This is a genomic window from Actinomadura hibisca NBRC 15177 (assembly GCF_001552635.1).
In the GTDB taxonomy this organism is placed as follows: Bacteria; Actinomycetota; Actinomycetes; order Streptosporangiales; family Streptosporangiaceae; genus Spirillospora; species Spirillospora hibisca.
Genome location: NZ_BCRO01000037.1, coordinates 74585 through 101403, shown reverse-complemented (window position 1 = coordinate 101403; position 26819 = coordinate 74585). Strand labels below are relative to the sequence as shown.

The 26819-nt window shown below is 73.2% G+C and carries 28 protein-coding genes; 14 read left to right on the top strand and 14 right to left on the bottom strand.

Going from position 1 to position 26819, the window contains the following annotated elements:
* Positions 1 to 10: 10 nt before the first annotated feature.
* Positions 11 to 886 (bottom strand): helix-turn-helix domain-containing protein, encoded by an 876-nt coding sequence (locus tag AH6_RS18175; protein ID WP_067481313.1) that lies wholly within the window; start codon positions 884 to 886, stop codon positions 11 to 13.
* A 102-nt stretch (positions 887 to 988) separates the two neighbouring features.
* Here AH6_RS18175 and AH6_RS18170 point away from each other — a divergent pair, with 102 nt between their 5' ends.
* The gene (locus AH6_RS18170; protein ID WP_067481311.1) at positions 989 to 1534 is read left to right on the top strand and encodes a YceI family protein; all 546 of its coding nucleotides are present in this window, start codon (positions 989 to 991) and stop codon (positions 1532 to 1534) included.
* 77 nt (positions 1535 to 1611) lie between these two features.
* Positions 1612 to 2478, top strand: coding sequence for a 3-methyladenine DNA glycosylase (locus AH6_RS18165; RefSeq protein WP_067481309.1), 867 nt, complete (start codon positions 1612 to 1614; stop codon positions 2476 to 2478).
* A gap of 106 nt (positions 2479 to 2584) precedes the next feature.
* Here AH6_RS18165 and AH6_RS18160 read toward each other — a convergent pair whose 3' ends face one another.
* The gene (locus tag AH6_RS18160) at positions 2585 to 3298 is read right to left on the bottom strand and encodes a DsbA family oxidoreductase (protein ID WP_067481307.1); all 714 of its coding nucleotides are present in this window, start codon (positions 3296 to 3298) and stop codon (positions 2585 to 2587) included.
* Positions 3299 to 3410: 112 nt separating this feature from the next.
* Between AH6_RS18160 and AH6_RS18155 the strand changes: the two genes are divergently transcribed.
* The gene (locus tag AH6_RS18155) at positions 3411 to 3632 is read left to right on the top strand and encodes a hypothetical protein (protein ID WP_067481305.1); all 222 of its coding nucleotides are present in this window, start codon (positions 3411 to 3413) and stop codon (positions 3630 to 3632) included.
* Here AH6_RS18155 and AH6_RS18150 read toward each other — a convergent pair.
* Positions 3629 to 4069 (bottom strand): SRPBCC family protein, encoded by a 441-nt coding sequence (locus tag AH6_RS18150; protein WP_067481359.1) that lies wholly within the window; start codon positions 4067 to 4069, stop codon positions 3629 to 3631. The genes AH6_RS18155 and AH6_RS18150 overlap by 4 nt on opposite strands.
* Positions 4070 to 4206: 137 nt before the next feature.
* Between AH6_RS18150 and AH6_RS18145 the strand changes: the two genes are divergently transcribed.
* Positions 4207 to 5196, top strand: coding sequence for a 1-phosphofructokinase family hexose kinase (locus tag AH6_RS18145; RefSeq protein WP_067481303.1), 990 nt, complete (start codon positions 4207 to 4209; stop codon positions 5194 to 5196).
* Complete coding sequence (gene surE, locus AH6_RS18140) at positions 5193 to 5966, top strand: 5'/3'-nucleotidase SurE (RefSeq protein ID WP_067481301.1); 774 nt, start codon at positions 5193 to 5195, stop codon at positions 5964 to 5966. The genes AH6_RS18145 and surE overlap by 4 nt, the downstream gene beginning before the upstream one ends.
* A gap of 8 nt (positions 5967 to 5974) precedes the next feature.
* Here surE and AH6_RS18135 read toward each other — a convergent pair whose 3' ends face one another.
* Positions 5975 to 6574 (bottom strand): DUF459 domain-containing protein, encoded by a 600-nt coding sequence (locus AH6_RS18135; RefSeq protein WP_067481299.1) that lies wholly within the window; start codon positions 6572 to 6574, stop codon positions 5975 to 5977.
* 135 nt (positions 6575 to 6709) lie between these two features.
* Here AH6_RS18135 and AH6_RS18130 point away from each other — a divergent pair, with 135 nt between their 5' ends.
* Entirely contained in the window at positions 6710 to 7225 is a 516-nt protein-coding gene (locus AH6_RS18130) for a SigE family RNA polymerase sigma factor (RefSeq protein WP_067481297.1), read from the top strand.
* Positions 7222 to 8211, top strand: a complete 990-nt coding sequence (locus AH6_RS18125) for a hypothetical protein (protein ID WP_157431552.1) — start codon at positions 7222 to 7224, stop codon at positions 8209 to 8211. The genes AH6_RS18130 and AH6_RS18125 overlap by 4 nt, the downstream gene beginning before the upstream one ends.
* A 37-nt stretch (positions 8212 to 8248) precedes the next feature.
* Here the strand turns inward: AH6_RS18125 and AH6_RS18120 are convergent, their stop codons facing one another.
* The 5 genes from AH6_RS18120 to AH6_RS18100 all read right to left on the bottom strand — a co-directional run bounded on the left by AH6_RS18120 (position 8249) and on the right by AH6_RS18100 (position 15485).
* Positions 8249 to 11053, bottom strand: a complete 2805-nt coding sequence (locus AH6_RS18120) for a DUF5682 family protein (protein WP_067481292.1) — start codon at positions 11051 to 11053, stop codon at positions 8249 to 8251.
* A gap of 68 nt (positions 11054 to 11121) precedes the next feature.
* Positions 11122 to 12240 carry an ATP-binding protein gene (locus AH6_RS18115; RefSeq protein WP_067481290.1) on the bottom strand — a complete coding sequence of 373 codons (1119 nt, stop codon included), beginning with the start codon at positions 12238 to 12240 and terminating at the stop codon, positions 11122 to 11124.
* A 10-nt stretch (positions 12241 to 12250) separates the two neighbouring features.
* Positions 12251 to 13630: a VWA domain-containing protein gene (locus tag AH6_RS18110; RefSeq protein ID WP_067481288.1), complete on the bottom strand. Its 1380-nt coding sequence runs from the start codon at positions 13628 to 13630 to the stop codon at positions 12251 to 12253.
* Complete coding sequence (locus AH6_RS18105; protein ID WP_067481286.1) at positions 13627 to 14991, bottom strand: hypothetical protein; 1365 nt, start codon at positions 14989 to 14991, stop codon at positions 13627 to 13629. The genes AH6_RS18110 and AH6_RS18105 overlap by 4 nt, the downstream gene beginning before the upstream one ends.
* Entirely contained in the window at positions 14991 to 15485 is a 495-nt protein-coding gene (locus tag AH6_RS18100) for a hypothetical protein (protein WP_067481284.1), read from the bottom strand. Before AH6_RS18100 ends, AH6_RS18105 begins: the two co-directional genes overlap by 1 nt.
* A gap of 356 nt (positions 15486 to 15841) precedes the next feature.
* On the opposite strand from AH6_RS18100, the gene AH6_RS18095 reads away from it, so the two are divergent.
* The 3 genes from AH6_RS18095 (at position 15842) to AH6_RS18085 (ending at position 19229) form a co-directional block, all read left to right on the top strand.
* Positions 15842 to 16660, top strand: a complete 819-nt coding sequence (locus AH6_RS18095; RefSeq protein WP_067481283.1) for an SAM-dependent methyltransferase — start codon at positions 15842 to 15844, stop codon at positions 16658 to 16660.
* Positions 16661 to 16805: 145 nt separating this feature from the next.
* A complete protein-coding gene (locus AH6_RS18090; protein ID WP_169807873.1) occupies positions 16806 to 18122 on the top strand; it encodes an MFS transporter in 1317 nt (438 codons plus the stop codon).
* A 162-nt stretch (positions 18123 to 18284) separates the two neighbouring features.
* Positions 18285 to 19229, top strand: coding sequence for a hypothetical protein (locus AH6_RS18085; protein WP_067481279.1), 945 nt, complete (start codon positions 18285 to 18287; stop codon positions 19227 to 19229).
* Positions 19230 to 19282: 53 nt separating this feature from the next.
* On the opposite strand, the gene AH6_RS18080 is transcribed toward AH6_RS18085, so the two are convergent.
* The 4 genes from AH6_RS18080 to AH6_RS18065 form a co-directional block, all read right to left on the bottom strand.
* Entirely contained in the window at positions 19283 to 20437 is a 1155-nt protein-coding gene (locus tag AH6_RS18080) for an ABC transporter permease (RefSeq protein WP_067481277.1), read from the bottom strand.
* 173 nt (positions 20438 to 20610) lie between these two features.
* Positions 20611 to 21300 carry an ABC transporter ATP-binding protein gene (locus AH6_RS18075; RefSeq protein ID WP_169807872.1) on the bottom strand — a complete coding sequence of 230 codons (690 nt, stop codon included), beginning with the start codon at positions 21298 to 21300 and terminating at the stop codon, positions 20611 to 20613.
* On the bottom strand, positions 21297 to 22331 hold the full coding sequence (locus tag AH6_RS18070) for a peptidoglycan-binding protein (RefSeq protein ID WP_067481275.1): 1035 nt from the start codon (positions 22329 to 22331) through the stop codon (positions 21297 to 21299). The genes AH6_RS18075 and AH6_RS18070 overlap by 4 nt, the downstream gene beginning before the upstream one ends.
* Positions 22328 to 22870 carry a hypothetical protein gene (locus AH6_RS18065; protein WP_157431550.1) on the bottom strand — a complete coding sequence of 181 codons (543 nt, stop codon included), beginning with the start codon at positions 22868 to 22870 and terminating at the stop codon, positions 22328 to 22330. Before AH6_RS18065 ends, AH6_RS18070 begins: the two co-directional genes overlap by 4 nt.
* 152 nt (positions 22871 to 23022) lie before the next feature.
* Between AH6_RS18065 and AH6_RS18060 the strand changes: the two genes are divergently transcribed.
* Positions 23023 to 23679: a response regulator transcription factor gene (locus AH6_RS18060; protein WP_067481271.1), complete on the top strand. Its 657-nt coding sequence runs from the start codon at positions 23023 to 23025 to the stop codon at positions 23677 to 23679.
* Positions 23676 to 24860 (top strand): sensor histidine kinase, encoded by a 1185-nt coding sequence (locus tag AH6_RS18055; protein ID WP_067481269.1) that lies wholly within the window; start codon positions 23676 to 23678, stop codon positions 24858 to 24860. Before AH6_RS18060 ends, AH6_RS18055 begins: the two co-directional genes overlap by 4 nt.
* A 13-nt stretch (positions 24861 to 24873) precedes the next feature.
* Here AH6_RS18055 and AH6_RS18050 read toward each other — a convergent pair whose 3' ends face one another.
* Positions 24874 to 25227, bottom strand: a complete 354-nt coding sequence (locus AH6_RS18050; protein WP_083983080.1) for an STAS domain-containing protein — start codon at positions 25225 to 25227, stop codon at positions 24874 to 24876.
* A gap of 362 nt (positions 25228 to 25589) precedes the next feature.
* Between AH6_RS18050 and AH6_RS18045 the strand changes: the two genes are divergently transcribed.
* Complete coding sequence (locus AH6_RS18045) at positions 25590 to 25985, top strand: hypothetical protein (RefSeq protein ID WP_083983077.1); 396 nt, start codon at positions 25590 to 25592, stop codon at positions 25983 to 25985.
* Between the two features lie 101 nt (positions 25986 to 26086).
* Positions 26087 to 26761, top strand: coding sequence for a DUF6766 family protein (locus tag AH6_RS18040; protein ID WP_067481267.1), 675 nt, complete (start codon positions 26087 to 26089; stop codon positions 26759 to 26761).
* The last annotated feature ends 58 nt before the right edge of the window (positions 26762 to 26819 follow it).

The window sequence follows — 26819 nt, the reverse complement described above, 5'->3', positions numbered from 1 at the left end:
CCGGGTCCGGTCAGGCGTTCACCGCGCGCAGGCCCCCGGGGCGGCGTCCGGCGAGCAGGTCGAGCGCGGCGGCCGTGGCGTCGTCGGCGGGCAGGTAGACCAGCAGGCGCTGCCCGTCGTCGGGCGGCAGCTCCAGCGCCTCGTACGACAGGCGCAACTCGCCCGCCTCCGGATGGTGGAGGCGTTGCAGGCCGGTGCGCGGCACGAACGCGGGCTGCGACTCGACCCGCTTGGAGAAGGCGGCCCCCGCGCCGATCGTCAGATCCCGGACGAGCTGCGGGACGGGCGGCTGGTCCATCGAGCAGACCTGCCGGATCCAGGACGCCATCTCGTCGGCGACGCGGTCCCAGTCGGGGTAGGCGGCGCGGGACCGGCCGTCGGTGAACACGTACCGGGCGAGGTTGGGCTCCGCGCCGTCCAGCGCGCCGACCGCCCCGAACACGCGCGCGTAGCCGCCGGTGTGCGCCAGCACGCCGGTGAGGTGATTGACGAGCACGGCGGGCGTGGGCTCCAGCGTCTCCAGCAGCGCCCGCACCGTCGGCCGCACGGCCTGCGTCACCGGCCGGGCCTTCGGACAGGGGAACAGGCTCGCGCCCTCGGCGGCGTTGGCGGCGTAGTTGAGGTGCATGCGCTCCTCCATCGACAACCGCAACGCGTCGGCGAGCGCGCCGAGGACCTGCGCGGACGGGCGGCGGTCGCGGCCCTGCTCCAGCCGGGTCAGGTACTCCACGCTGATCCCGGCGAGCGTGGCCAGCTCCGAACGGCGCAGGCCGGGCGTGCGGCGGCGCGACCCGGCGGGCAGCCCGACCTCGGCCGGGGCGACGGCCTCGCGGCGGGTGCGCAGGAACGTGCCCAGCTCGTTGTCACTGGCGAGAGTGTCGCTCACCCTGAAAACGGTAACCGCTGGGGTGGCGCTTAGCGTGGCCCCGGCAGGGCCAGTCTCAGCGCGGTCTCCCTACACACCACGCCGCCCGGCAGCGTTGCGGACATGACGACGCAGAGCACCGACACCGTTTCCGTCCCCCTCGCCGCCGGTCACTGGGCGCTGGACCCCCTGCACTCGGCGGTCGGTTTCACGATCCGCCACCTCGGGATCTCCAAGGTGCGGGGCCGCTTCGAGAAGTTCACCGCCGACCTGACGGTGGGCGAGACGCTGGACACCACCTCGGTCACCGCCACGATCGAGGTCGCCTCCATCAACACCGGCAACAACGACCGCGACGCCCACGTGCTGGCGTCCGACCTGCTGGACGTGGCGAAGCGCCCGACGCTGACCTACCGCTCGACCGCGATCGTCCCCGACGGCGAGGACTGGAAGCTGGAGGGCGAGCTGACCATCGGCGAGGTGACGCGGCCGATCACCCTGGCGCTGGAGTTCGGCGGCGTGGAGGACTTCGGCGGCACCGGCCGCCACGCGGGCTTCGAGGCGACGGGCGAGATCCGCCGCCGCGACTACGGCCTGGACTTCGCCCCCGGCCTCCTGGGCGAGGTGGTGAAGATCAGCCTGGACCTCCAGTTCATCGAACCGTCCTGACCCAACGCGCCGATTTCCCAACCCATCGCATGTGGGGTCGGACGGCACGCCGCCCGACCCCACATATCCTGCTGCGCGTGGAGGTTCTGGCCGAAGATCAGTGGCGGGCGCGGCAGGCGGCGCACCGGCGGCGCGTCGCCGCATGGATCGACCCGCACGTGGAGCGCAAGGCACGCCGCGAGGCGCACCCGGTCGAGGACTTCCTGTTCACCTACTACAGCCACCGGCCCGCCCGGCTGCGCGAATGGCACCCCGGAGCCGGGGTGCTGCTCGAAGGCGCGACCGGGTTCGGCAAGGACTACCTGGACGTCGAGGGCGGCGCGACGCTGGACACGGCGGGCCTGCTGGAACGGCGGCGCTCGTCCGTCGAGTGGATCGCGGAGCTGCTGCGCGCCACCGCGTCCCGTCCCGCGCACTTTGGCTGCTTCGGGATGCACGAGTGGGCGATGGTCTACCGGGCCGAGGAGATCCGCCACCAGGCATGGCCGCTGCGCCTGACACCGGACGAGACGGCGGCGGTCGTGGAGGAACGCGGCGTGCGATGCAGCCACTTCGACGCATTCCGGTTCTTCACGCCGAAGGCACGCCCGCTGAACGTGCTCCAGCCCACCCGCGAACGCCAGCCCGAACTGGAGCAGCCGGGCTGCCTGCACGCCAACATGGACCTGTACAAGTGGGCCTACAAACTGTCGCCGCTGGTCAGCGGAGAACTGGTGGCCGACTGCTTCGAACTGGCCCGCGACGTGCGAGCGGTGGACATGCGAGCCAGCCCGTACGACCTGAGCGCACTGGGCTATCGTCCCATCCGCATCGAGACGGCAGAGGGCCGCGCAGAGTACGCGGCCCTACAACGCGCTTTCGCGACCCGAGCCCACCCTCTACGCGAACACCTGCTCAAAGCCTGCACCCACCTCCTCAACCTCGTGCCCGCGCTCCGCCCGTGACCACAGGCCCGACCGCCGGGACAGACGTGCAACAACCTCAGCCGCCCGTACCACCTATGCCCGGCTCAGGCCGGTCAGGCGTGCCACCGCGAACTCGCCGCGCCGCTTAGGCTCCGGTCTTGGATTCCGGGACGGCGCAGGTGTCGTCGGTGCAGGTTTCGCCGGGGCCCTCCAGGAGCACCGGGCGTGACTCGTTCCATGCCTGCGTCAGGGCTTGGGCGAACAGCTCTGTCGGCTGGGCCCCCGAGACTCCGTAGCGGTTGTCCAGTACGAAGAACGGCACGCCCGTCGCGCCCATTTGCTGCGCCGCCTGCTGGTCGGACACCACCGCGTCGGCGTATTCGTCCGAGTCCAGTACCCGGGCCGTCTCTTCGGCGGGCAGGCCCGCTTCGGTCGCCACCGCCAGCAGCGAGTCGCGGTCGAACAGGGACTTCTGGTCGGTGAAGTACGCCTTGTAGAACGCCTCCAGGACCTGAGGCTGGATGTTCTTCGCCTCCGCCAGGTGCAGCAGGCGGTGAGCGTCGGCCGTGTTGCCCACCGAGCCGCCCACCAGGTTGTACGTCAGGCCGTCCTCGGCGGCGCGCGCCTCCATCTCGCGGTTCATCGACACCGCCCGCTCGCGCGGCATCCCGAACTTCGCGGCCAGCATCTCGGCCAGGTCGTGGGCCTCGCCCCGCGGCGTGCTCGGGTCCAGCTGGAACGACCGGTGCACCACCTCCACCTCGTCGCGGTGGTCGAAGGCGGCCAGCGCCTTCTCGAAGCGGCGCTTGCCGATGTAGCACCACGGACAGATCAGATCGGACCAGATCTCGACGCGCACGACACTGCCTTCCTGAAGCGGGACTTTCCGTGCAACACGCCCTGACCTGGATTGATTTCCGCCGGATGGAGATAACAGAAGGCGGACGCACAACCATCGGAAGGAGTCCGCGATGACCAGGCCGGGCAGGCTCGGCGGCGAGTCCGACGCGATCGCCATGCGCTCGGGCGCCGAGGAGCGCGACGAGGACAAGATCATCCCCAGGGACGTGCCGATCGACGACTACACCGAGCTACCGGACGGCCTCCAGGAGGTCGGCGAGGCCGAGGACCGGCCCGCCGTCGAGGACGACCCCGACAGCGAGCCGCCGGAGAAGACCGGCCCCACCGCCTAGGCGTCCAGCACGGAGGGGAGCTTGGCGAGCTGCTCGTCGTAGATGCGGGTCAGGCCGCGCGGGGCGAAGGTCCGCTCGAAGAAGCCGCCGACGCCTCCCGCGCCCTTCCACGTCGTCGTCACCTGGACGCGCGAGCCCTCGCCGGAGGGCGTCACCTTCCAGGTGGTGACCATCGACGAGTTGGCGTCGGTCTCCACCAGCGTGCTCGCGTCGGGCATGGTCACCGACAGCAGGCAGTCGCGCACCCGCTTGGAGGTGGCGGCGAGCTTCCAGTGCACGACCGTGCCCGCGCCCTGCCCGCCCTCGCGCACCTCGTACTCGCTGTAGTGCGCGGTGAGCAGCCGCGGCCGGACGGTGGTGTAGTCGGCCAGCGCCGCCAGCACCCGCTGGGGCGGGGCGGCGATCGCGGCCGTCGTGGTTGCGGTGACCTGAGCCATGGCCGCCATTCTCCCGCACCCCGCGGATGATCATGTGATCGGGCCTCGACACCGCTGTGGCCTGCGCTTTCACGCATGAGTCGGGGGGGAGCGGGGATCATCCCCGGCAGGGGACGCAGCTCGGCGAGGGGGGACCGATGCCCGGCACAGCCATGATCTTCGCACCGATACCGGTGCTGACGGTGACGATCGAGGCGCACGACGGGGGCGACGACGTGCACCTGCACGCGGGCGGCCAGGGCTTATGGCAGGGCCGGGTGCTCGCCGCGCTGGACGTGCGGGTCGTGTTGTGCGGGGTGTTCGGCGGCGAGGCCGGGCCCGCGCTGCGGCACTACATCGCCGACGAGGGCGTCGAGGTCCGCGCCGTCGAGCGGACCGGCAACAACGGCGTCTACGTGCACGACCGCCGCGACGGCGAGCGCGACACGCTGGCCGAGAACCCCGGCGACCCGCTCACCCGCCACGACCTGGACCACCTCTACAACGTCACGCTGGCCGAGGGCCTGGTCGCCGACATCAGCCTGCTGTCGGGCCCCGCCGGGCCCGGCCTGGTGCCGTCCGACGTCTACCGGCGGCTCGGCCACGACCTGCGCGCCAACGGCGGGCGCGTCGTGGTCGACCTGACCGGTGAACCGATGGCGGCCGCGCTGGAGTCGGGCGTCGACGTGCTCAAGGTCAGCCACGAGGAGCTGATCGCCGACGGCCGGGCCGAGCGCGACGAGATCCCCGACCTGGTGGTCGCCATGCACCGGCTGCGCGCGGAGGGCGCCGACACCATCGTGGTGTCGCGCGCCGCCAACCCGGTGCTGGTGATGATCGAGAAGGAGATCTTCACCGTCCCGCTGCCCAAGCTCCGCACCGCCGACCCGCGCGGCGCGGGCGACTCCATGACCGCCGGCATCGCGGCGGGCCTGGTCGGCGGCCTGGAGACGGTGGACGCGATCCGGCTCGGCGTCGCGGCGGGCGCCCTGAACGTCACCCGCCACGGCCTGGGCACCCTCGACCCCAAAGCCGCCCGCCAGCTCGCCGAGCGCGTCGAGCTCCACCCGCTCGACGCCGCCGCCGAGCCCGAGTCCACCCGCTCCCTCTCCCCGTCCGAACTGGCGGACATCACGAGGCCCACATGATCAAACGTGTCCTGATCACCAACGACGACGGCATCGACTCGCCCGGCCTGCACCACCTGGCCCGCGCCGCCCGCGACTGCGGCCTGGACGTGGTCGTCGCCGCACCGCGCGAGGAGGCGAGCGGTAGCGGCGCGGGCCTGACGGCCGTGCGGCGCGAGGGCCGCGTCGCCGCCGAGGCGCGCGAGCTGCCCGGCCTGGACGGCGTCCCGGCCTACGCGGTGGCGGCCGCGCCCGGCTACATCGCGCTGGTCGGCGTGAACGGCGCGTTCGGCGACCCGCCCGACATGGTGCTGTCCGGCATCAACCTGGGCGCCAACGCCGGGCACGCCGTGCTGCACTCGGGCACGGTCGGGGCCGTCCTGACCGCCCGCACCAACGGCGTCGCGGGCATGGCGGTGTCGCTGGACGTCGGGGAGGACCCGCGCTGGGACACCGCCGCGGCCCTCGCCGCCGAGGTCCTGGCGTCGCTGCTCCAGGTGGACGCGCCGGTCGCGGTCAACGTCAACGTCCCGAACCTGCCCTACCCGCAGGTCCGCCCGCTGCGCCTGGCCCCGCTCGCGTCCTTCGGCGCCGTCCAGACGACGATCGCCGAGCACGGGCAGGGCTTCCTGCGCACGGCCGTCGAGGCGGTGGACCCCTCCGGGGAGCCCGACAGCGACGCGGGCCTGCTCGCGCGGGGCCACGCCACGGTCACCTTCCTGGAGCCGGTCTGCCAGTCCGCCCCGCCGCGCGGCTGGCGGCCCCCGGAACCGGGAGCGGGCAGGACCTGACCGGGGCATCAGTACCCGAGCCACTCCTGCCAGCGGGGTTCGACGAGGTCGGCGAGCACGTCGTAGCCGTCCGCGCCCGGGTGCGCGCCGTCGCCCGCGCGGACCTCGTGCGTCCACACGTCGCTGCCGAGCAGCGGTCCGCGCACCGAGACGTAGGGCGCGGACGCGTCCCGGCACACCTCCGCGAAAAGCTCGTCGAGCAGGGCGGTCCGGGCGTTGTGGCCGTCGTCGTCGATCGGCGGCGGCCCGACCACCAGCGCGGGCCAGCCCTCGGTGGCCGCCTCGCCGAGCATCGTCGCCAGGTTGGCCGCCGACTCCTCCGGAGCCACGCGCGGACGCCCGTCCACGTGCATGGCGTCGTTGACCCCGAACGAGAACACGACGCGCAGGTCGTCCCCGTCGCGCAGCCGCAACCCGCACTCGGCCCGCCAGCGGGCCCGGACGTCGGCGGAGGTCTGGAGCCGCACGCCGAGATTGTAGGAGGTCAGCGGCAGTTTGGCGGCATGGGCGCGGGCGGCCAGGCGGCCCGCCCAGCCCAGGTGCCGGGGGTCGCCCACCCCGGCCACGAACGAGTCCCCGACGAAGCAGACGCGCAGATCACGAACCATGGGGATGATCTTCGCATCGGCGGCGGGCGCGCCGCCGCCCGGCCACGCTGGAAAATTCCCCGGAAACGGTGGCAACCTTCCGGGACGGCCGGGGCCTCTATCCGTCCGACGGACCGACGGAAGGGTCTCCACCGGATGGACGATGAGTTCGAGGAGTTCGTGCGCGCGCGCACTCCGGCGTTGCTGAGATCGGCCTACCTGCTGACCGGCGACCAGCATCTGGCCGAGGACCTGGTGCAGACCGCCCTCGCCCGCACCCACGGCTCCTGGCGCAGGCTGGAGCGCGCGGGCAACGCCGACGCCTACACGCGCAAGGTCATGTACCACCTCCAGGTGCGCCGGTGGCGGCGGCGCAGGTTCGCCGAGACGCCGCTGGAGCACGTGCCCGAGCAGGCCCGGAACCTGGCGGTGCCCGACGGCGGCGATCTCAGCGACGCGGGCGTGGACCTGCGCCGCGCCCTGCTGCGGCTCGCGCCCCGCCAGCGCGCGGTGCTGGTGCTGCGCTACTTCGAGGACCGCAGCGAGGCCGACGCGGCCGCGCTGCTGGGCTGCTCGATCGGAACGATCAAGAGCCAGTCCGCCAAGGGACTGGCCCGGCTGCGCGTGCTGATGGCGGCCGAACCGGAGGCACAGGGGGTGCGGCGGGCATGACCATGGACACCGAGCGACTGCGCGACGACCTGCGGGGCGTCGCCGCCGAGGCGGCCCCCGCCGACCTCTACCAGCGGGTGCTGCGCACCTCGCGGACCCGGCGCCGCCGTCGCCGGACGGCCGGGGCGCTGGTCACCGCCGCCGCAGTGGCGGTGGCCGGGTTCGGGCTGCTGCCCGGGGCGGGGGACCGCGCCGCCCCGCCGGTGCGCCCGGCCGTGCCGCCCTCGTTGACGACGGTGCAGCCGGAGAAGGGCGCGGCCCGCTTCGTGCCGCCCACCGGCACGGTGGGCAAGCGCACGTCCCTGCAACTGGTGGTGCCCGACGGGACTGTTGTCGAGCTCAGCTACCCGAAGCAGCAGAAGATCGCCGGGCTGGGGTTCGAGCCGCGCGTCCGCCTGACCTCGTCCTTCGACGACCAGTGCTGCGAGGCCACCACCCGGCTCACCGGCGCGCCCCGCCTGGTGCGGACGCTGCCCGGAGCGGACGGCAAGCCCGTCGAGATCTGGCGGGGCGTCGCGTCGTTCACCCAGGACGTGGTGGAACCCGAGAGCGGCCAGGCGCTGTTCGCGCGGTTCGGCCGCTGGTACCTGTTCATCGCCGACCAGGAGCCGGTCGGCCAGGAGTCGCGCTGGCGAGAGCTGGCCGACTTCGTCCGCGCCCTCGCCGTGCACGAGACCGCGCAGGGCTACCTGGTGGTCGGCGGCACCGGGCCGCTGCGCTTCCAGCCCGCCGACAAGGCCGACGAGATCGAGTGGATGGGCCCGGCGCTCGCCTCGCCCTCGCTGGACGAGAAGCGCCCGCGCCGAGTCCAGGTCGCGCGGGTGACGGGTTGCACCGCGAACGGGCCGATCCCCGGCACGGTCGGGTTGCCCGGCTGGCAGCTCTGCAAGGGCGGCGTGGCCGTGCGGATCAGTAGCAGCGACACCGACCAGGAATGGGTGCAGCAGATCCGCTCCGGCCTGCGCATCGAGCGCGTGGGCAAGTGAAAACGGGGCGGGCCCGAGGCCGGGCCCGCCCCGTCGTTCACGCCCGGACCAGCAGCGCCGCCAGCGCGTCGGCCGTCTCGGGGTGCCGCTCCAGCAGGGCCGACGCCGCCGTACCGCCGGGCGCTCCGCCCGTCGCCCGCCACCCGGCCTCGTAGCCGAGCAGCCCGGCCACCGCGTCGCAGGCCGCCGGATGCGCGGCCAGCAGGTCAGCGACGGGGCCGGACGCGGCGGGCGGCGCGGCCGGGGCGGCGCTCTCCGCCGCGTCCCAGGGCGCCTCCCACGCGTCCAGCGCCGCCAGCGAGCCGGGGAACGTGCGCGCCGCCTCCCGCACCAGCACCGGCACCAGCTCCCGGGCCTGCTTGCGCAGCGTGACGATCAGCTTGGGCAGCCACGGCAGCAGCACCGGGTCCGGCAACCGCCCGAACGCCTTCGACATCGTCTCCACCACGAACGGCGCGAGCCCCGACACCGACTCCAGCGCCTGCACGAACCCGCTCAGGTAGAGCGGGAACGACGGCACCGCCAGCGGGTTGTCCAGCAGCTCGTCGCAGCGCGCCCGCAACTCGGCCCGCGACATCAGCCCGAGCTGGTGGCGCGCCGCCCACAGCAGCGCGACCTTCTCCGGCGACTCCGGATGCGACTGCCGCACCGCCAGTTCGAGCTGCGCGTGGTCGCAACCCAGCGACAGCGCCAGGCCCTCCATGCCGAACAGGAAGCCCAGCATCGCGCCGACCTGCCGCACGCCGGTGTCGTCGTCCACGAACGCCTTCGGCAGCAGCGTGCAGTAGTGCGCGTACCCGGCGGTGACGAACGCCTTGACCCACGCGGGCAGCTCCGGCGACACGCCCCGGTAGTAGGCCAGCAGCCGCCGGATGCGGCGCAACACCTCCGGCGCGTCGTCCACCGTGCGCTCGGCCGACAGCAGCTCCACCGCGCGGTTGCCCAGCTCGCCCGCGAAGCGGCGGCCGTTCAGGAACAGCAGCGCGTCCTCGACGGCCTCCAGCGCGTCGGCGGCCGTCGCCTTCGGGGCCCACGCCGCGCGCCGCAGCCGCTGCTCCAAAACCTGCTCGACGGTCACGCCCTCGTAGCCCAGCTCGACCAGCGCCCGCTGGTGGCGGCCGATCGCGAGGTCCCAGCTCTCCTGGATCGAGCGCTCGCCCAGCCGCCGCGATCCCATGATCGGGCGCAGCGCGTCGGCGGGCAGCAACCGCCGCAGCACCCACAGCAGGTCAGAGCACGGCCGCAGGTCGGGATCGGCGTTCAGATCCAGCAGCGCGCGCTGGATCGTGCGCTTGTCCAGGTCGAGGCCGAGCGGTTCGAGCCGGTCCAGCACGTCGCGGGCCAGCGGTGGCAACGACTCGTAGCCGACCCGGCCGATCCGGTCGCCGCCGAGCAGGATCTCGCACAACCGCCGCACGTCGCGGCGGCCCGGCACCGAGTCCTTCTCGATGCAGGTGATCGCCGCGTCCTGGAAGTCGTACGGCGTGGGCCGCGCGCGGCCGCGCATCCCGGCCAGCAGGACCGACGTCTCGAACACCGCGATGGCGTCGGCCGTGCTCGCCAGGTAACCGTTGCGGCGGGCCAGCCGGACGATGTCCACGCTCCAGCCCAGCAGCTCGGCCTCGTCCAGGCCGTCCAGCGCGGGCGGACGCTGGAGGTACTCGGTCAGCCGGTCGGTGGTCGGCTCCGGGGCGGGCGCGGGCTTGGCCTTCGGCGCGCGCTTGGGGCCGCCCTTCTGGCCCGACAGCCGGAACGGCTTCACGCCCGTCCGCGCGAGCGCCTTGCCCCACGTCGCCGACGCGATCGACACCGACCCGGCCGCCAGCCCGAACTGCGCCTCGATCGCCGAGTGGCTGGACGGGATCAGCCCGTACTGCCAGCGCGTCTTGGTGCGCGGCGAGATCTCGTACGGCGCGTCGGAGGCGACGCCGAACTGCTCGACGCGGCTGGCGGCGTGGAACGACCCGCACACGTACAGGCAGTCGGCCGGGTCGGCGCCGGTGGCCGCCAGATGCTCGCGCATCCGCGTCCACATGTACCGCTCACGCTCCTCGTCCATGCCGGTGCGGCGGTCGTCCTCGGGCCGCAACCGCCGGAACAGGCTGCCGATCATCACCATGACCTGCCGGTAGGTGGCGTAGTCGGCGCCCGACAGCGGCTGCTCGACGTACTGGTCCCACCACTCCGACCAGTGCCGCACCTTGCCGTGGTGCAGCAGGTGCTCCTCCAGCTCGGCGAAGCGGGGCCGCAGGTCGCCGATCTCCAGGCCGACGGCGTCGCCGTGCAGCGCGGCCTCGTCGTCCTCGGGCTCCTCGGCGTCGGCGTCCGGCTTCGCCTCGTCGCCGCGCGGCTCCCACTGGAAGACGTGGTCGGACGAGCGGTCCACCGCCACCAGCTCCACGCCCGGGGTGTCCAGCGCGTACGCGACGGCCTGGTACTCCGCCGACGCCTCGGTGATCGGCGCGATCACGCTGAGCGGCCCCATCTCGGCCGGGAAGCCCTCCAGCTCCGAGGCGAACGCCTGCACCGCGACCGGCAGCCGGCAGTGCCGCAGCTCGGCCAGCAGCGGGGCCAGGTCCTCGCACAACTCCAGGTAGACGACCTTGGGCCGCTTCTCGCGCAACCGCCGCGCCATCGCCAGCGCCGAGGCGGGGGAGTGGTGGCAGACCGGGAAGATCTCCAGCTCCTCGCGCAGCGCGCGGTCCACGTCGTCGACGATGCCGGTCAGGATGCCCGGCACGGCCGACGCGCCGCCGAACGTGCCGGCCGCGCCGAGCAACTGCTCGCGGAGCGCGGCGAACGGCCCGGCCGCGCCGCTTCCGCCCGCCTCGCTTCCGCCCACTCCGCCCTCGCTCGCCCCGGGCCCGCTCACTCCGGGCCCGCTCGCCGCCGTGCTCACGTCGGATTCGCTCAAGACAGCTTCCCGATCGCCTCGCGGCCGCCCTCCAGGAACTCCGCCCAGGGCCCGTCGGAGTCCTTCTGGCTGCGCGGCTCGACCACGCCGTGCCAGAACTTGTTCAGGATCGCCAGGTCCTCGGGGTTGCGGCGGGCCAGCGACCCGACCAGCGAACCCGCCAGCGTCTGGGCGCGCAGCGTGCGGTCGCCGAAGAACTGGCTGTGCAGGATCGCGTCCTCCAGCACGCCGATCTGCTCGGCGGTGGACAGCGCCGACTCCAGCTTCTCGTCGTCGCTGGTGGCCGACGCGGCGGCGGTGCGCAGGTCGGCGAAGCTCTGGAGCAGGATGTCCAGCAGCGTCGGCGGCACGTCCAGCTCGATCGCGTGCCGGCGCATCAGCTCGGTGGTGCGGAACCGCACGATCTCGGCCTCGCTCTTCTTGCTGGTCACCACCGGGATGCGCACGAAGTTGAAGCGCCGCTTGAGCGCCGAGGACAGGTCGTTGACGCCCCGGTCGCGGCTGTTGGCCGTCGCGATGATCGAGAAGCCGGGCTGGGCGAACACGATGTTGTCGTCGTCCAGCTCGGGGATCGACACGTACTTCTCCGACAGGATCGAGATCAGCGCGTCCTGCACGTCGCTGGTGGAGCGGGTCAGCTCCTCGAACCGGCCGATCACCCCGCGCTCCATCGCCGTCATGATCGGCGAGGGGATCAGCGACTCGCGCGACTGCCCCTTGGCGATCACCTGGGAGACGTTCCAGGAGTACTTGATGTGGTCCTCGGTGGTGCCCGCGGTGCCCTGCACCACCAGCGTGGAGTTGCGGCTGATCGCCGCCGACAGCAGCTCGGCCAGCCACGACTTGCCGGTGCCCGGGTCGCCGATCAGCAGCAGCCCGCGGTCGGAGGCGAGCGTCACGATGCTGCGCTCGACGAAGCTCCGGTCGCCGAACCACTTCTGCGCGACCTCGCGGTCCAGGCCGTCGGCGCGCTCGGACCCGAGGACGAACGTGCGGACCATCTTCGGGCTGAGCCGCCAGGAGAACGGCTTGGGCCCGTCGTCGATCGACTCCAGCCAGTCCAGCTCCGCGGCGTACTTGACCTCGGCCGGGGCGCGCAACATGTCGTCGGTCATGGAAAGTCTCCTAAGCGAGGAAGTTCTTCAGCTCGAACACGAGCTTGCGGATGTGGCCGGAGATGACGGGGGTGCCCAGGTCCTTCAGCTTCTGCCGGTACCAGGGGTCGACGCTCGCCCGCCCCGAGCTGTTGACCGAGCCGACCGGGATGAACTTCGCCCCGGAGCGGTGCACGGCCTCGAAGTCGGTGATCAGCGAGCGCTCGTCGTAGAAGTCGGAGATCCACACCAGCACGGTGTTGCGCGGATCGGTGATCTTCGGGCGGGCCAGCGCCATCGCGGCGGTGCCGTCGGTGCCGCCGCCGAGCGTGGTGCGCAGCAGCACCTCGAACGGGTCGTGCACCCACGGCGTCAGGTCCAGCGCCCGGGTGTCGTAGGCGATCAGGTGCACGTCCACCCTGGGCAGCCCCGCGAAGATCGAGGCGAGGATGGTGCAGTTGACCATCGCGTCGACCATCGAGCCGGACTGGTCCACCACGACGATCAGCTTGGCGGGGGTGGTGCGGCGCACGGTGTGCTTGTAGAAGAGCCGGTCCACGTAGAGCCGCTCGTCCTCGGGGCTCCAGTTGGTGAGGTTCTTCCAGATCGTGCGGTCGATGTCGAGGTTGCGGAAGACGCGCTTGGGCGGCACCGAGCGGTCGATCGTGCCGACGCTGGTCTTCTCGACCTGGGTGCGCAGCACCTGCGCGACCTCGTCCACGAACCGGCGGATCAGCGCCTTGGCGTTGGCGAGCGCGACGCCCGACAGATTCGACTTGTCGCGCAGCAGTTGCTCGATCAGCGACATGCTGGGCGACAGCCGCTTGGCCAGCCGCGGATCGGCCAGCACCTCGCGCAGGTGCATCCGGGCGACGAGCTCGGCCTCCAGCTCCGCCAGCTCGCCCGACAGCTCGAAGCCGCGGCCCTCACCCAGGCCGCGCCCCGGACCGCCGCCGCCCTGCGCGCCACCTGGGGTGGTGCTCCAGCCGCCCCGACCTGCGCCCGCACCTTCGCCGTCGCCCTGCCCGTTTCCAGGGCCCATGCCGAGCGCCTGCATCAGGCACCGGGCGTCCTTCTGCCAGTCGGCGAGCTGGGTGGCGCTGACGTTGCCGGTGCCGGTCTGGAAGACGTTCAGCAGCAGCTTCGACACCAGCGCGGCCCGCCGCACCTGCTGCTCGGGGTCGTCGTCGGCGTTCTCCAGCAGGCCGTCGAACGCGCCGTCCAGCTCCGGGAAGCGCTGCACCAGGTTGTCCAGCGACACCCCCGGGTCGAGCAGCGCGGGCGGCAGCCCCAGGTCGTTGACGACGGCGACGCTCGCCGACTCCAGCGCGGGCTGCTCCTCGGACTCGAACAACCGGGCCAGCAGCCGCCAGTACAGGACCTGCCTGCGGTTCTCGTTGGCATCGCTCATTTGCGCAACAACCGTCCCGCCCGCTCGCGCAGCACGGCGACCGCGTCGCCGGTGCGGGCCTCGGCCTTGAGCACCTTGGGGTCGGTGGGGCCCTGTGCCCAGTCGCCGTTGTGGGCCTCGACCTCGGTGCGCTTCACTTTGCCCCGCGCGCCTAGGACCTGGAGCGACCAGCGGCCGTCCCAGCGCAGCAGCCCGATGCAGGCGGTGGACGCCGCGACCAGCTCCGGCGTGACCGAGCCGCCCGCCGGAAGCCGGTCCAGGTCGAGCGCCAGCCCGTGGCCGTGCAGCGTGAGCACGCCGTCCGCGACGCTGTAGTCCTCCAGCAGGACGGGCTCGGCGATGCGCACCGGGTGCCGGTCCAGCGGCGGCACGGCCGGGGCCGTCGCCTGGGCGAGCTGGACGCGCGCGGTGACGAACGGGTCGGTGGCGGCGCGGATCGCGGCTCCCTCCTCGGACCAGAGCAGATCGCCGCCCGCCGTCAGCGGCAGCCCGGTGACCTCGACGCAACGGTGCTCGGCCACCGCCTTCAGGAACAGCGGGTACCGGTGCAGCAGCCGCCACACGGCCGGGCCGACGATCGTGTCCACCTTCGGAGCGGCCACGCTCGTGCGCACCAGCCGGGTCGCGCCGCCGGTCTCCAGGACGGCGTGCATCACCATCTGCACGGCGGTGCCGTGCTCCTGCACCTCCACACCCAGCGGCAGCAGCCGCCCCGACACCGTTTCCGCAGGCCGCGCGGCCACCGGACGGGCCAGCAGCGCCCGCGCCCACAGGTCGGCCCAGCGCCGCGCCGGGACCACGTCCATGGTCGCGATCGGGCTTGCCGCGCGCAGTTCGGCCGCCAGGCCGTCGAGCAACATCGCGGTGCCGCGCGTGGCGGGCGCGTCCCACAGGGTCTCCAACGTCTGGTCGGCGGCCGAGACCAGCTCGTCGCCGACGCCGCGCCAGCCGGTGATCGCCAGCTCCTGCAACCACGACCGGCTCCCGGCCAGGGCGTCGCCGGACGGCGCTTGCGGCGCCGCCTCCCACGCGTCCCGCTCGCGGCCGAGCGCGCCGTCGAGGTGGGCGAGCAGCGCGTCGTGCACCGCGCCGAACACCGCCGTCCGCGCCCCGGCCAGCGCCACCAGGTGCTCCTCGGAGACCGAGCCGCTCGCGATCTTCGCGGCGGCCTCGGCCGCCGCCGGGCCGAGCGGCGAGGCGCCCAGCGCGCCCGCCAGCGCGGCGACCGCCGCGGCCTGGACGTCGTTCATGCGCGCGAGGCCGTGCACGAGCGCGTCGTCGAAGCCGTCGGCCAGCGCCAGCGCCTCTTCGACGCCCGCCGGGGCCTCCGCGACCAGCTTCTCCAGCTGCACGCCGATCATCAGGGCGTCCCCATCGCCGGGAACCAGTGCATCTCGGCGACCGGCTCGGTGGTGTCGGGCAGTTCCAGGTAGGACAGGTGCCGCAGGAAGCGGCTGAACACGACCGCCGCCTGCGCGCTCTCCTGCCCGCCGTCCAGCAGCCGCACCAGATCGTCGTCCGGGCCCGCCTCGACGCGCAGGTAACGCGCGACGCGCTCCTTGCCGTACTGGAGGACGGCCTCGGCGACCAGCGCCTGGAGGTGCTTGCAAGGGGCGCCGCGCAGGCCGCCGCACGGCCGGTTGTTGTTGGTGCTGCAACTGAAGGTGCGCGAGCCGGCGGCGACGGACGACACGTACACCCGCGCGATGTCCGAACCGCTCGACACCACGCCCTGCAACCGCCCGTCGGCCAGCTCGACGAAGGGCACCTTCGCCAGCTTGCGCGGCCGTACCGGCGGCACCACCCGCACGGTGCTGCGCCGCTCCCGAGCGGCGCTTTCCTGGGAATCCAGCATTTGCAAATGGCCTCCGACTTCGCTGCCGAATGGGGAAATAGCCGAACGGACTCCCGACTCGACAGGCAGCGTGAAAGAGCAGGCCAGGCACCTGAACGAGGGGTATCCGTGAAACCGGAGCGGGGGGCGCTCCGATTTACGTTCCGAACATTACGGGGTGCCTCGGACAGAATCGGATTCCCCCTGCACAACGGCGTTCCGGGCCCGTTCGGAGGCGCTGTCCCGGCGGCCTGCGAGCCCCGCCCGGCGCGGTGGAACTTTCCGACACATCGCGCCGATCCGGCGGAAAACGGTGCCCATCCGGGAGCGGTGCGGTTCAATGAGGGCAGCCCGATGATCTCTACGGCGGAGGCCCGATGAGCGAGGAAGCACCCTCCGGGATCGACACGTCCCGCCCGAGCATCGCGCGGAGCTACGACTACTTCCTCGGCGGCAAGGACAACTACGCCGTCGATCGCGAGATGGCGGAGGCGGCGCTGCGGATCGCGCCCGAGGGCCGGGGCTCCGCGCTCACCAACCGGGCGTTCCTGCGCCGCGCGGTGCGCCACCTGGCCGCCGAGGCCGGCGTCGACCAGTTCCTCGACCTCGGCTCGGGCCTGCCGACGCAGGGCAACGTGCACGAGGTCGCGCAGGCGGTGAACCCAGCCGCCCGCGTCGTCTACGTCGACAACGACCCCATCGTGCTGGCGCACGGCCGGGCGCTGCTGACCCACAACGACACCACGCGCGTGCTCCAGGCGGACGTCCGCGACCCGGAGGGGATCCTGGCGCGGGCCAAGGACTTCCTCGACTTCACGCGGCCGGTCGGGCTGCTGCTGTTCGGCATCCTGCACCACCTGGACGACGACGAGGACCCGGCGGGCGTCCTCGCGGTCCTGCGCGGCACGCTCGCGCCCGGCAGCCACGTCGCCATCTCCCACTTCCACGACCCCGGCGACGCGCACCCGGAGGCGTCGCGGGTCGCGCGCGAGGGCGAGAAGGTCTTCAACGCCACGCTCGGCACAGGTCGCTGGCGCACCCGTGAGGAAATTCTGGCTTTCGTGGACGGCCTGGAGGTCCTGGAGCCGGGCCTGGTGCCGTTGGCGGAATGGCGTCCCGACCCGGGCGATCCGATCCTTGAGCAGGGCGCCACCTACCACGCGTTCGCCGGGATCGTCGCCCGCAAACCCTTGTAGGAAAGCCGCTATACCAGCCTGGTTCGGCGGCATATCTGCACTGAGATATGTTCCGCAGCGCATATCTTGCGGCCAGATCGGTATTCGCCTTGGCATACCTCGTCCGTGCATCCTCTTCGTGATATTCGACACGAAGGGGCAGGACTTGGACGCAGAGCGCCGTCAGGCCGCACGCCGCGTCTCGTGGGCGGCGTTCATCGGCACGACCATCGAGTGGTACGACTTCTTCCTCTACGGCACGGCCGCCGCCCTCGTCTTCAACAAGCAGTTCTTCCCGTCGATGGACCCGGTCGCCGGGTCGATCGCGGCGTTCGGCACCATGACGGTCGGCTTCCTGGCGCGGCCGCTCGGCGGCGTCGTCTTCGGGCACTTCGGCGACCGCATCGGCCGCCGTAACACCCTGGTCGCCTCCCTGCTCATCATGGGGATCGGCACCGCGCTGATCGGCGTGCTGCCCACCTACGACAACATCGGCCTGTGGGCCGCGGTGCTGCTGGTGCTGCTGCGCGTCGCGCAGGGCATCGGCCTCGGCGGCGAGCTGGGCGGGGCCGTCGTGCTCACGATGGAGCACGCGCCCAAGGGCAGGCGCGGCCTGTACGGCGCGTTCCCCATGATGGGCACGCCCGCCGGGATGCTCTGCGCGAACCTCGTGTTCCTCGGCACCTCCTCGCTGCTCAGCGAGGAGAGCTTCCTCGCGTGGGGCTGGCGCGTCCCGTTCCTGATCAGCCTGGCGCTGGTCGCGGTGGGCATGTACCTGCGGCTGCGCATCGAGGAGAGCCCCGACTACGAGAAGCTGGTCGACAAGCGCGAGCCCGCCAAGCTGCCGGTCGTGGTCGTGCTGCGCGACCACTGGCGCGCGGTGCTGCACACCATCGGCGTCATCGTCGGCAACAGCTCGCTGGCCTACATCTTCATGGTCTACATCCTCAACTACGGCAAGGACGAGGCGCACCTGTCGCGCACCTTCCTGCTGACGTGCGTGATCGGCGGCGCGGCGGTGTGGCTGGCGACCGCGCCGATCTGGGCGCACCTGTGCGACCGCGTCGGGATGCGCGCGGTGTTGTCGTGGGGCTCGGTGGTGCTGCTGCTCGGCGCCCTCGCGATCCTGCCGGTCGTCAACACCGGCAACAAGCCGCTGATCGCGGTGTTCATGCTGGTCATGGGCGGGGTGCTGGCGGTGACGCACGCGCCGCAGGGCACGCTGACCGCCGGGTTCTTCCCGGTGGCGATCCGCTACTCGGGCACCTCGGTCGCCTACCAGCTCGCCTCGCTGCTGGGCGGCGGCATCACCCCGCTGATCGCGGCGTCGATCTTCGCCTCGACCGGCACCTGGATGTCGATCACCGGCTACCTGACCGTGGTGTCGGCGATCAGCCTGGCCGCCGCGCTGGCCGTCCCGCGCCACCCGCGGGGCGAGGAGGGCGAGCCCGTGACCGAGGCCGCGGCCGAGCCCGCCAAATGAGACTCGCGGGGGCGGGCGACCGGCCGTCCGCCCCCGCGTCCTGCGTGCCCCGGAGCCCGCCCGACCAGGCGGACGCCGGGGCCTCGCCGTCCCGATGAACCACGGACCGCGCCGGGGAGTCGTAGGGTGCGGATCTTGCTCCCCCCTCACGACAGGAGGACCATGACGGCCCCCGACGTCATCGGCGACGCGCTGGTCCGCGCGTTCGCCGACCGCGGCTTCCAGGCCACGCTGCCGCGGCCGACCCGGCTCCAGCTCCACGTCCCGGATCCCTCCAGCCCCATCGACATCGCCGAATGGCGCGCCTTCGCGGGCCGCAACTCCCGGGCCGACCTGCCCGAGATCGCCGCGTCGTTCGTGGAGGGCTTCGTCAGGAAGGCGGGCCCCGTCCTGCAGGGGACGGCGCGGCTGGCGCAGCACGCCGAGATCGCCCGGACCCTGGACGCCGACCGCCTGCGCGTCCGCCTGTACCCCGAGGACGCGCTGACCGGGGACATGGCCGCCGCGCTGGTCACCCGGCGGCTCGCGCCCGGCCTATTGGAGACGGTCGTGGTGGACTACCCCGACGCGGTCATGACGCTGAACCGGTCCGACACCGGCGGCCTGCCGCCCGAGCAGGTGTTCGGCGCGGCGGTGGCGGCCTCGGTCGGGCGCGAGGAGCACTACGTCCAGACCGACGACTTCCAGAACGTGCCGATCATGCACGTCGGCGGCACGCACCGGTACGTCAGCGCCCACGTGCACGTGCTGCGCCGCCACGTGGACCCGGCGACGGCCCCGTACGGCGCGCTGGTCGCGCTGCCGGTGCCCGAGTACGTGGTCGTGCACGTCATCGGCCGCGCGACGCACCTGTTCTGGGCGATGGAGACCATGCAGGACCTCGCGGCCCGGCACCACGAGGCGGGCGAGAAGGCGATCACCCCGCAGCTCTACTGGTGGCGGCCCGGGGCCTACGAGCAGCTGCCGGAGGAGCACGCGCTGTCCAGCGGGATGTCGCCCGACCTGCGGCCGGTCGGCATCGACGTCGACCACGAGGCGCAGAGCGTCGCCGCGCGGACCGCAGAGACCGACGAGCTGATCGGCCTGTGGATGCGCGACCACGGCTGACGAGGGGACGTCCGCCGGGCCCGCGCCCGGCGGACGCCGCCCCCGCCACCGCCTCAAGGCCCGCTCAGCGCCTCCGTCGGCGCGAGCCGCGCGGCACGGATCGCCGGGTACAACCCCGCGACCCCGCCGATGAGCAGCGTCGCGGCGACGCCCCCGACCATCGCCCACGGCGGCACCACCGTCGGCCAGCCCCGCGCCACCGCGTACCCGGCCGTCACCGCGCTGCCGAGCGCCACGCCTCCGACCCCGCCGAGCGCCGCCAGCAGTTGCGACTCGGTGAGGAACTGCAACCGGATCTGCCCGCGCGTCGCGCCCAGCGACCGGCGCAACCCGATCTCGGCGCGCCGCTCCAGCACCGAGATGACCATGGTGTTGGCGACGCCGACGCCGCCGACCAGCAGCGCCACCCCGCCGAGGCCGAGCAGCAGCCCGGTGAACGCCTGGTCGCTGGCCTGCTCGGCGGCCAGCGCGTCCGAGGGGCGGCTGACCTCGATCTCGTTGGGCGACTCGGGGTTGGCGGTGGCGGCCAGCAGGTCGCGGACCCGCTCCACCTCGGGCTTGGCGGCGCGCGTGTAGACGGTGGTGGGGTGGCCGTCGAAGCCCAGCCGGGCCCGCGCCGCCTCCCACCCGACCAGCGCGGCCGAGTCCAGTTCGGCGGCCAGCCCGCTCGGCTGGAGGACGCCCACGACCGTGAACCACTGCCCGCCGAGCCAGACCTGCGCGCCCGGCCCGGTGATCCCGAGCCGTTCGGCGGACGCCGAGCCCAGCACGACGGCGGGATAGCGGCCCGTCCCGGCGTTCAGCCAGGTGCCCGAGGACGGCGCGAGCCCGACGGTGCGCGGCAGGTCCAGGCGGGCGGCCAGCACGGCGATGCCGCCGCTCTCGCCCTCGGGGATGCGGTCGTTGCGGTAGACCTTGGCACCGGAGACCTTCCCGACCGCCGACGCCGACTCGACCCCGGCGATCCGCCCGATCATCGCGACCGACGCTGGCGGCAGGCGCGCCTCGTCGCCGAAGAAGTCGCGGCCGGGCGCGACCGTCAGCAGGTTGGTGCCGAGCCGGTCCAGCGTCGCCCGGAGCTGGGCGCGGCTGGAGGCGGAGATGCCGACGACGCCGACCATCGCGGCGATCCCGATCGCGATGCCGAGCGCCGACAGGAACACCCGCAACGGCCGCGCCCGCAACCCGGCCGCCCCGACGCGCAGCACATCGGCGGCCCCAAGCCGAGCAGGCCCCTCCCCACCGCGCCCATCCCCACCGCGCCCGCCGCCACGGTCGCCGCGCCCGCCACGCCTGCCGCTGCGCCCGTCCCCACCGTCGCGCCCGTCCCCGCCGTTGCGCCCGCCCGCACGGCCCCTGCGCTCCTCGGCGTTCCAGCGGCTCACCGGTTCGCCCCCGCCGCGTCGTGCACGATCCGGCCGTCGCGCATCGTGATCTGGCGCGGCAGCAGCGCCGCGATGTCCCGGTCATGGGTGATCAGCACGACCGTCGTGCCGGTGCCGGCCAGCTCGCGCAGCAAGCCGATGACGCCCGCGCCCGACGCCGAGTCCAGCGCGCCGGTCGGCTCGTCGGCCAGCAACAACGCCGGTTCCCCCACCACCGCCCGCGCGATCGCCACCCGCTGCTTCTCGCCGCCCGACAGCTGGTGCGGCCGATGGTCGAGCCGGTGGCCCAGCCCGACCCGCTCCAACGCCTCGCGCGCCCGCCGACGCCGCCGCGACGCGGGCGTGCCCGTGTACAACAACCCGTCGGCGACGTTGTCCAAAGCACTCACGCCGCCCGCCAGATGGAACTGCTGGAACACGAACCCGATCCGACGCGCCCGCAGCGCCGACAACCGCCGATCGTTCAGCCGCGCCACGTCCCGCCCCTCCACCAGCACCGACCCCGAACTGGGCCGGTCCAGCGTGCCCAGCAGATGCAACATCGTGGACTTCCCCGACCCCGACGGCCCCACGATCGCGACCGGCTCCCCGCGCGGCACCACCAGCGAAACCCCGTCCAACGCCGTCACCCCGCCCGCATACGTCCGCGTCACCGACCGCAGCTCCACCACCGGCGTGGCCGTCATTTCGGAATCCCCACCTTCACGCCCTCGGCCAGCCCCGTGCCGGAGACCTCGACCTTGCCCTCCGCGAACACCCCGGTCTCGACCGGCACGAGCGCGCCGCTCGCGAGCTGCACCGCATACCCGCCGTCGGCCTGCGCGAGCAGCGCCCCGACCGGCACCGCCAGCACGTCCGGATGCCGCCGCGCGGTCAGGTGCACCTCCACCGGCGCCTTGTCGTAGGAGCCCAGCGCGCCCTGCCGCCCGACCTTGACCAGCACCTTCACCGTCGTGGGCTCGTCGGCCCGCCCGGCCGTCGCGACCTTGCCGACCTCGCTGACGCGGCCTTTCACCGTGCCGCCCTCCGGCAGCTCCACCGTCACCTCCGCGCCGGTGCGCGCCAGCCGCTGGTACTGCACGTCCAGATCCACGCTGACGACGCGCGCGGTGCCGGTGTAGGTGAACGCCGGTCCGCCCGCGCGATCCCCGACGGCCGCCTTGCGCGCGGCGACGCGGATCTCGCCGGGCACCACCAGCACCGTCCCGGCGCGGATCTCGCCCGTCTCGGCCATGCCGAGGTCGTCCTGCCAGCGCTTGACCGCAGCGGCGGTCGCGGCGCTGTAGACCTTGTCCACGGTGAAGCCGGTGTAGCCGAGGGCCCGCAGGTTGCGCTCGACCTGCCGCACGTCGGCCCCCTCGACGCCGCTCCTGAGCGTCCGGTACAGCGGCAACGACCCGTACAGCAGTGGCACCGGCCGATTGTCGATCTTGAAGGCGGTCCCGCCGCGCACGATCCGCGCCCCCGGCCGCGCCAGCCAGGTCAGCGTGCCGCTCCCGGCGCTCGCGGCGGTACGGGTGTCGCCGTAGCCCAGCGTGCCGCCCACCTTCTGGGTCTCCACCAGCGTGGTCTTCTCGACGGACGCGGTCGCGGGCGGCACCGCGCCGCGCGCGGGCGGCGCGCCTCCACCGCCGCCCAGCCCGGCGGTGGCCAGGCCCGCCCCGGCGACCGCCGCGATCCCGGCCGCGCCCAGCAGCGCGGCGCGCCACCGTCTCACCCTCGGCTCCCGACGCCGCCCGCCGGACCACCCTTGCCGCCGTTAGGCAACAACTTGCGGCACGCCTTGTCGGCCGCCCGGAACTTGGAGTTCTCGGGGCCGTTCAGGCTGGGCCCGTCGTCCTCGCCGGGGTTCTTGGTGACGGTGACGCGGCCGTCGTCGTCCGGATCGGGGAAGTCGATGCCGTGCTCGCGCAGGCACTTGGCGTGGGCGCGCTGCTGGGCCAGCTCCTTCGCGTTCGGCTTGCGCGGCTTGCCGCCGTCGGGTATCAGGTGCCGGCACTTCTCCTCGGCCCGCTTCATCGCCTCCGGGCCGCTCTTGCCGTCGCCGGGACGGGCCGACTGCCGGATCTCCACGCGGCCGTCACCGGACGGATCGGGCATGTCGACGCCGTTGGCGCGCATGCACTTGGCGAACTCGCGCATCTTGGCGTTGTCATCGACCTTGCCCTGCGTCGCACCGGGCTCCCCGCCGCACCCCGCCACCCCCAACAGCAGGAACAGCGACAGCAACGCCCCCCAACCAGACCTGGACCCCATGTCGCCTCCTCGTGAACGCCGCCAGGACGCTCCCGGCGGCGCTCCGAAGTCCAGCCCCAGCGCGATAACCCCGCCGTAACCACTTCTCGTTATGCCGGCGTTACGCCCGATGCCGGACGCTGTGCCCGACCCGACAGGAGGGTGGGGAGACGGTGCGAGTGCTGATCGCCGAGGACGAGCGCATGCTGGCCGACTCGATCGCCGAGGGCCTGCGCGGCGAGGCCCTGGCCGTCGACGTGGTCTACGACGGCGACGCCGCCCTGGAACGGCTCGGCGTCAACGACTACGACGTGCTGGTACTGGACCGCGACCTGCCCGTCGTGCACGGCGACGAGGTGTGCCGCGCCGTGGTGGAGGCGGGCGGTCCGTTGCGCGTGCTGATGCTCACCGCCGCCGCGGCCGTCCCGGCCCGCGTGGCGGGGCTGCGGCTGGGCGCCGACGACTATCTCACCAAACCGTTCGCGTTCGAGGAGCTGGTGGCGCGCGTACACGCGCTGGGCCGCCGCGCCGCCCCGCCCGCCCCGCCGGTCCTGGAACGCGCGGGCGTGCGCCTGGATCCGGCCCGCCGCGAGGTCTACCGCGACGGCCGTTACGTGCACCTGGCGCGCAAGGAGTTCGGGCTGCTGGCCGAGCTGCTGCGCGCGGGCGGCGCGGTCGTGTCGGCCGAACGGCTGCTGGAGAAGGTGTGGGACGAGCACACCGACCCGTTCACCAACACCGTGCGCGTCACGCTGATGAAGCTGCGCCGCAAGCTCGGCGACCCGCCGCTGATCGAGACCGTGCCGGGAGTGGGGTACCGCATCCCGTGAACGCCTTCGCCGACAGCCTGCGCCCCTCCATCCGCGCCCGCCTCACCCTGGTCTACGGCGGGCTGTTCCTGCTCGGCGGCGTGGGCCTGCTCGCGCTGACGTACCTGCTGGTCAACAACAGCCTGCCCCCGGCCGCCGGGTTCGAGAGCCGCAGCGTGACCGGCGCGCCGAACGTGGTCGAGAAGTCGTTCGTCGGCGAGCCGCCGCCCATCACGGGCACCGCGGGCCAGGCCGACCTGGTCCGCTACCAGGGCGACGTGCGGAGCACCGCGCTGAACGGCCTGCTCACCCAGGGCGCGATCGCGCTCGGCGTGGTGACGGCGCTGACCCTGGCGCTGGGCTGGCTGCTGGCCGACCGCGCGCTGCGGCCCGTCCACCGGATCACCGAGACCGCCCGCCGCGTCGCGCGCAGCCACGACCTGACCGAGCGCATCGCCTACACCGGCCCGCGCGACGACGTGAAGGAACTGGCCGACACCTTCGACACCATGCTGGGGCGGCTGGCCCGCGCCTTCGACGCCCAGCGCCGCTTCATCGCCAACGCCTCGCACGAGCTGCGCACCCCGCTGGCCATCAACCGCACCCTGGTCGACGTGGCGGTGCGCCGCCCCGACGCCACCGCCGACCTGCGCCGCCTCGGCGAATCATTGCTGGTGGTCAACGGACGGCACGAACGCCTCATCGACGGCCTGCTCACCCTGGCGGGCAGCGAGCACACCGTCACCGACCACAGCCCGGTCGACCTCAGCGACGTCACCGGGCACGTCGCCGACCAGGCCGCCGCCGAGGCGGGCGAGCGCCGGATCACCGTCACCCGCACGCTCGGGCCCGCGCCCACGGCGGGCGACCCGGTGCTGGTCGAGCGCCTCGTCCAGAACCTGGTGGAGAACGGCGTGCGCCACAACCGCGACGGGGGCGAGCTGTCGCTGCTCACCCGCGCCGTCGACGGCCGCGCCGAGGTGGTGGTGTCCAACACCGGCCCCGTCGTGCCGCCCTACGAGCTGGAGGCGATCTTCGAACCGTTCCGGCGGCTCGGCACCGACCGGGTCCGCTCGGACCGGGGCGCGGGCCTGGGGTTGTCGATCGTCCGTGCGATCGCCACGGCGCACGGCGGCTCGGTGACGGCGCTGTCGCGCCCCGGCGGCGGCCTCATCGTGACCGTCCGCCTGCCCGCCCGCTGACCGGCCGTCGCCCTCAGGCCGCCACCGTGCACGGGGTCAGGTGGCGCACGGTGAAGGCGCGGTCCAGGCCGGTGACCTTCAGCAGCCGGGCGAGCTGGGGCCGGGGCGCGCTCAGGGTCAGGTCGGTGCCGAGCGAGCCGGCCTGCCTGCGCGCCTCGACCAGCAGGGCGAGCCCGGAGACGTCGCAGAAGTCGACGCCGGACAGGTCGATGACCACGCGCGGCCCGGCCGTGCCGAGGACGGCGCGCAGCCGTTCCCGCAGGTCCGGGGCGGAGGCGATGTCGATCTCGCCGCGCAGCGTGACGAGGGTGTGCCCGGGAAACCGTTCCTGGGTCAGATCGGCCGGCGGCCGGGAAGTGCGTTCCATGGTGGATCTCCGATCCGGGGTTCGTCGTCCCGATCGCGCTGGGTGCGCGGACGGGGATGACATGGGCGTCAGCGGCACCGGCGCACGATGGAGCGAGCGCGCGGAACGGACGTCCGGGGCGGTACGGGACGATGTCGCGGCGGTAGGACGCCGGACCCGTCCGGACCCGGGGAGGGCCCATGTCGCGGAGCCAGGGTGCCGCGGGCTTCGCCGCCCGCGTCGAGAGATCCTGGGTCCTGAGGTAAGTGTACGCCTTCTGTCGCCCGCCGGGTGTGTCCGACCTCACCCGGTACCTCCGCCGACGCCCCCCGCCCCGCCCTGCCCCCTCGATTCGGGCAGGTCACGACGGGTACAGGAAGATCATGGGGGGCAAGGGGGCGCCGGTCCTGCTCGCGGTGGGACTGGGCGGATGCGTGCTGAGCGGCTGCGCCACGGACCAGGAGGAACCGGTCGCCGCGGCCGTCGGGGCGTTCTTCGCGGCGGTCGAACGGCACGACGGCCCGGGAGCCTGCGCGCGCCTGCTGCCGGAAGCGGCGAAAAGCCTGGAAAGCGGCGACTCGTCCTGCGCCCAGGAGGTCCTGAAGCTGGATCTCAAGGGCGGTCCCCTGCGCGACGTCCAGATCTGGGGTCAGGAGGCGCGGGTAAGGGCGGGCGACGACACCGTCTTCGTGTCCCGCTGGGGCCCGCAGTGGCGGGTCGCGGCGGCGGGCTGCATCCCGCGCCGGGACCGGCCCTACGAGTGCGACGTGGAGGCGTGAGGCCGATGCGCATCATGTTCGCGCTGCCGCTGGTGATCGTCCTGCTGGGCTCGGCCTACATCATCGCCATCGGCCTGCTGCACCGCTGAAGGGGGGAGACGATGCGCAAGGCGCTACGCGACAACGCCCTGACCCTGTTCTTCCTCCTGCTGATGCTGGGGGCCCTGGTCGGGCAGGCGTTGTCGGGCCACTCCGAGTACAACAACCAGCAGGTGGCGCAGGGCGGCGGCACGGTGAGCCTGGCCCACTACCTGACGACGTCGGCCTTCGCCGTGGACGTGTCGGAGAACTGGCAGTCCGAGTTCCTCCAGTTCTTCCTCTACATCTTCGTGACGGTCTGGCTGGTCCAGCGGGGCTCGCCCGACTCGAAGGAGCCCGGCAAGGAGGGCACGGAGTCGGACGCCGACCAGCGGGTGGGCCCGCACGCCGGGCCCGACTCCCCGCGCTGGGCCCGCGCGGGCGGCCTGCGCCGGACGTTGTTCGCCAACTCGCTGGGCCTGGTGATGGGCGGCCTGTTCTTCCTGACCTGGCTGGCCCAGTCGGTCTCGGGCCGCGCCGCCTACAACAGCGACCAGCTCGCCCAGCGCCAGGACCCGATCCCGTGGCTCGACTACCTGACCTGCGCCGAGTTCTGGAACCGGACCTTCCAGAACTGGCAGTCCGAGTTCCTGGCGGTGGCCTCGATGGCGGCCCTGTCGATCTACCTGCGCCAGCGGGGATCACCGGAGTCCAAGCCGGTGGGCGCGCCGCACCACGCCACCGGCGTGGAGGGCTGACCATAAGGCCCACCTGCGGAAAACCGCAGGTGATCCCGGGTGCGCAGCGCATTACAGA

Excerpts from the sequence above, each read along its gene's own strand:
- AH6_RS18170 (WP_067481311.1), top strand. The coding sequence starts at position 989 with ATGACGACGCAGAGCACCGACACCGTTTCCGTCCCCCTCGCCGCCGGT.
- AH6_RS18155 (WP_067481305.1), top strand. The coding sequence starts at position 3,411 with ATGACCAGGCCGGGCAGGCTCGGCGGCGAGTCCGACGCGATCGCCATG.
- AH6_RS18150 (WP_067481359.1), bottom strand. The coding sequence starts at position 4,069 with ATGGCTCAGGTCACCGCAACCACGACGGCCGCGATCGCCGCCCCGCCC.
- AH6_RS18145 (WP_067481303.1), top strand. The coding sequence starts at position 4,207 with ATGCCCGGCACAGCCATGATCTTCGCACCGATACCGGTGCTGACGGTG.
- surE (WP_067481301.1), top strand. The coding sequence starts at position 5,193 with ATGATCAAACGTGTCCTGATCACCAACGACGACGGCATCGACTCGCCC.
- AH6_RS18135 (WP_067481299.1), bottom strand. The coding sequence starts at position 6,574 with ATGGTTCGTGATCTGCGCGTCTGCTTCGTCGGGGACTCGTTCGTGGCC.
- AH6_RS18130 (WP_067481297.1), top strand. The coding sequence starts at position 6,710 with ATGGACGATGAGTTCGAGGAGTTCGTGCGCGCGCGCACTCCGGCGTTG.
- AH6_RS18125 (WP_157431552.1), top strand. The coding sequence starts at position 7,222 with ATGACCATGGACACCGAGCGACTGCGCGACGACCTGCGGGGCGTCGCC.
- AH6_RS18115 (WP_067481290.1), bottom strand. The coding sequence starts at position 12,240 with ATGACCGACGACATGTTGCGCGCCCCGGCCGAGGTCAAGTACGCCGCG.
- AH6_RS18110 (WP_067481288.1), bottom strand. The coding sequence starts at position 13,630 with ATGAGCGATGCCAACGAGAACCGCAGGCAGGTCCTGTACTGGCGGCTG.
- AH6_RS18105 (WP_067481286.1), bottom strand. The coding sequence starts at position 14,991 with ATGATCGGCGTGCAGCTGGAGAAGCTGGTCGCGGAGGCCCCGGCGGGC.
- AH6_RS18100 (WP_067481284.1), bottom strand. The coding sequence starts at position 15,485 with ATGCTGGATTCCCAGGAAAGCGCCGCTCGGGAGCGGCGCAGCACCGTG.
- AH6_RS18095 (WP_067481283.1), top strand. The coding sequence starts at position 15,842 with ATGAGCGAGGAAGCACCCTCCGGGATCGACACGTCCCGCCCGAGCATC.
- AH6_RS18085 (WP_067481279.1), top strand. The coding sequence starts at position 18,285 with ATGACGGCCCCCGACGTCATCGGCGACGCGCTGGTCCGCGCGTTCGCC.
- AH6_RS18075 (WP_169807872.1), bottom strand. The coding sequence starts at position 21,300 with ATGACGGCCACGCCGGTGGTGGAGCTGCGGTCGGTGACGCGGACGTAT.
- AH6_RS18065 (WP_157431550.1), bottom strand. The coding sequence starts at position 22,870 with ATGGGGTCCAGGTCTGGTTGGGGGGCGTTGCTGTCGCTGTTCCTGCTG.
- AH6_RS18050 (WP_083983080.1), bottom strand. The coding sequence starts at position 25,227 with ATGGAACGCACTTCCCGGCCGCCGGCCGATCTGACCCAGGAACGGTTT.
- AH6_RS18045 (WP_083983077.1), top strand. The coding sequence starts at position 25,590 with ATGGGGGGCAAGGGGGCGCCGGTCCTGCTCGCGGTGGGACTGGGCGGA.
- AH6_RS18040 (WP_067481267.1), top strand. The coding sequence starts at position 26,087 with ATGCGCAAGGCGCTACGCGACAACGCCCTGACCCTGTTCTTCCTCCTG.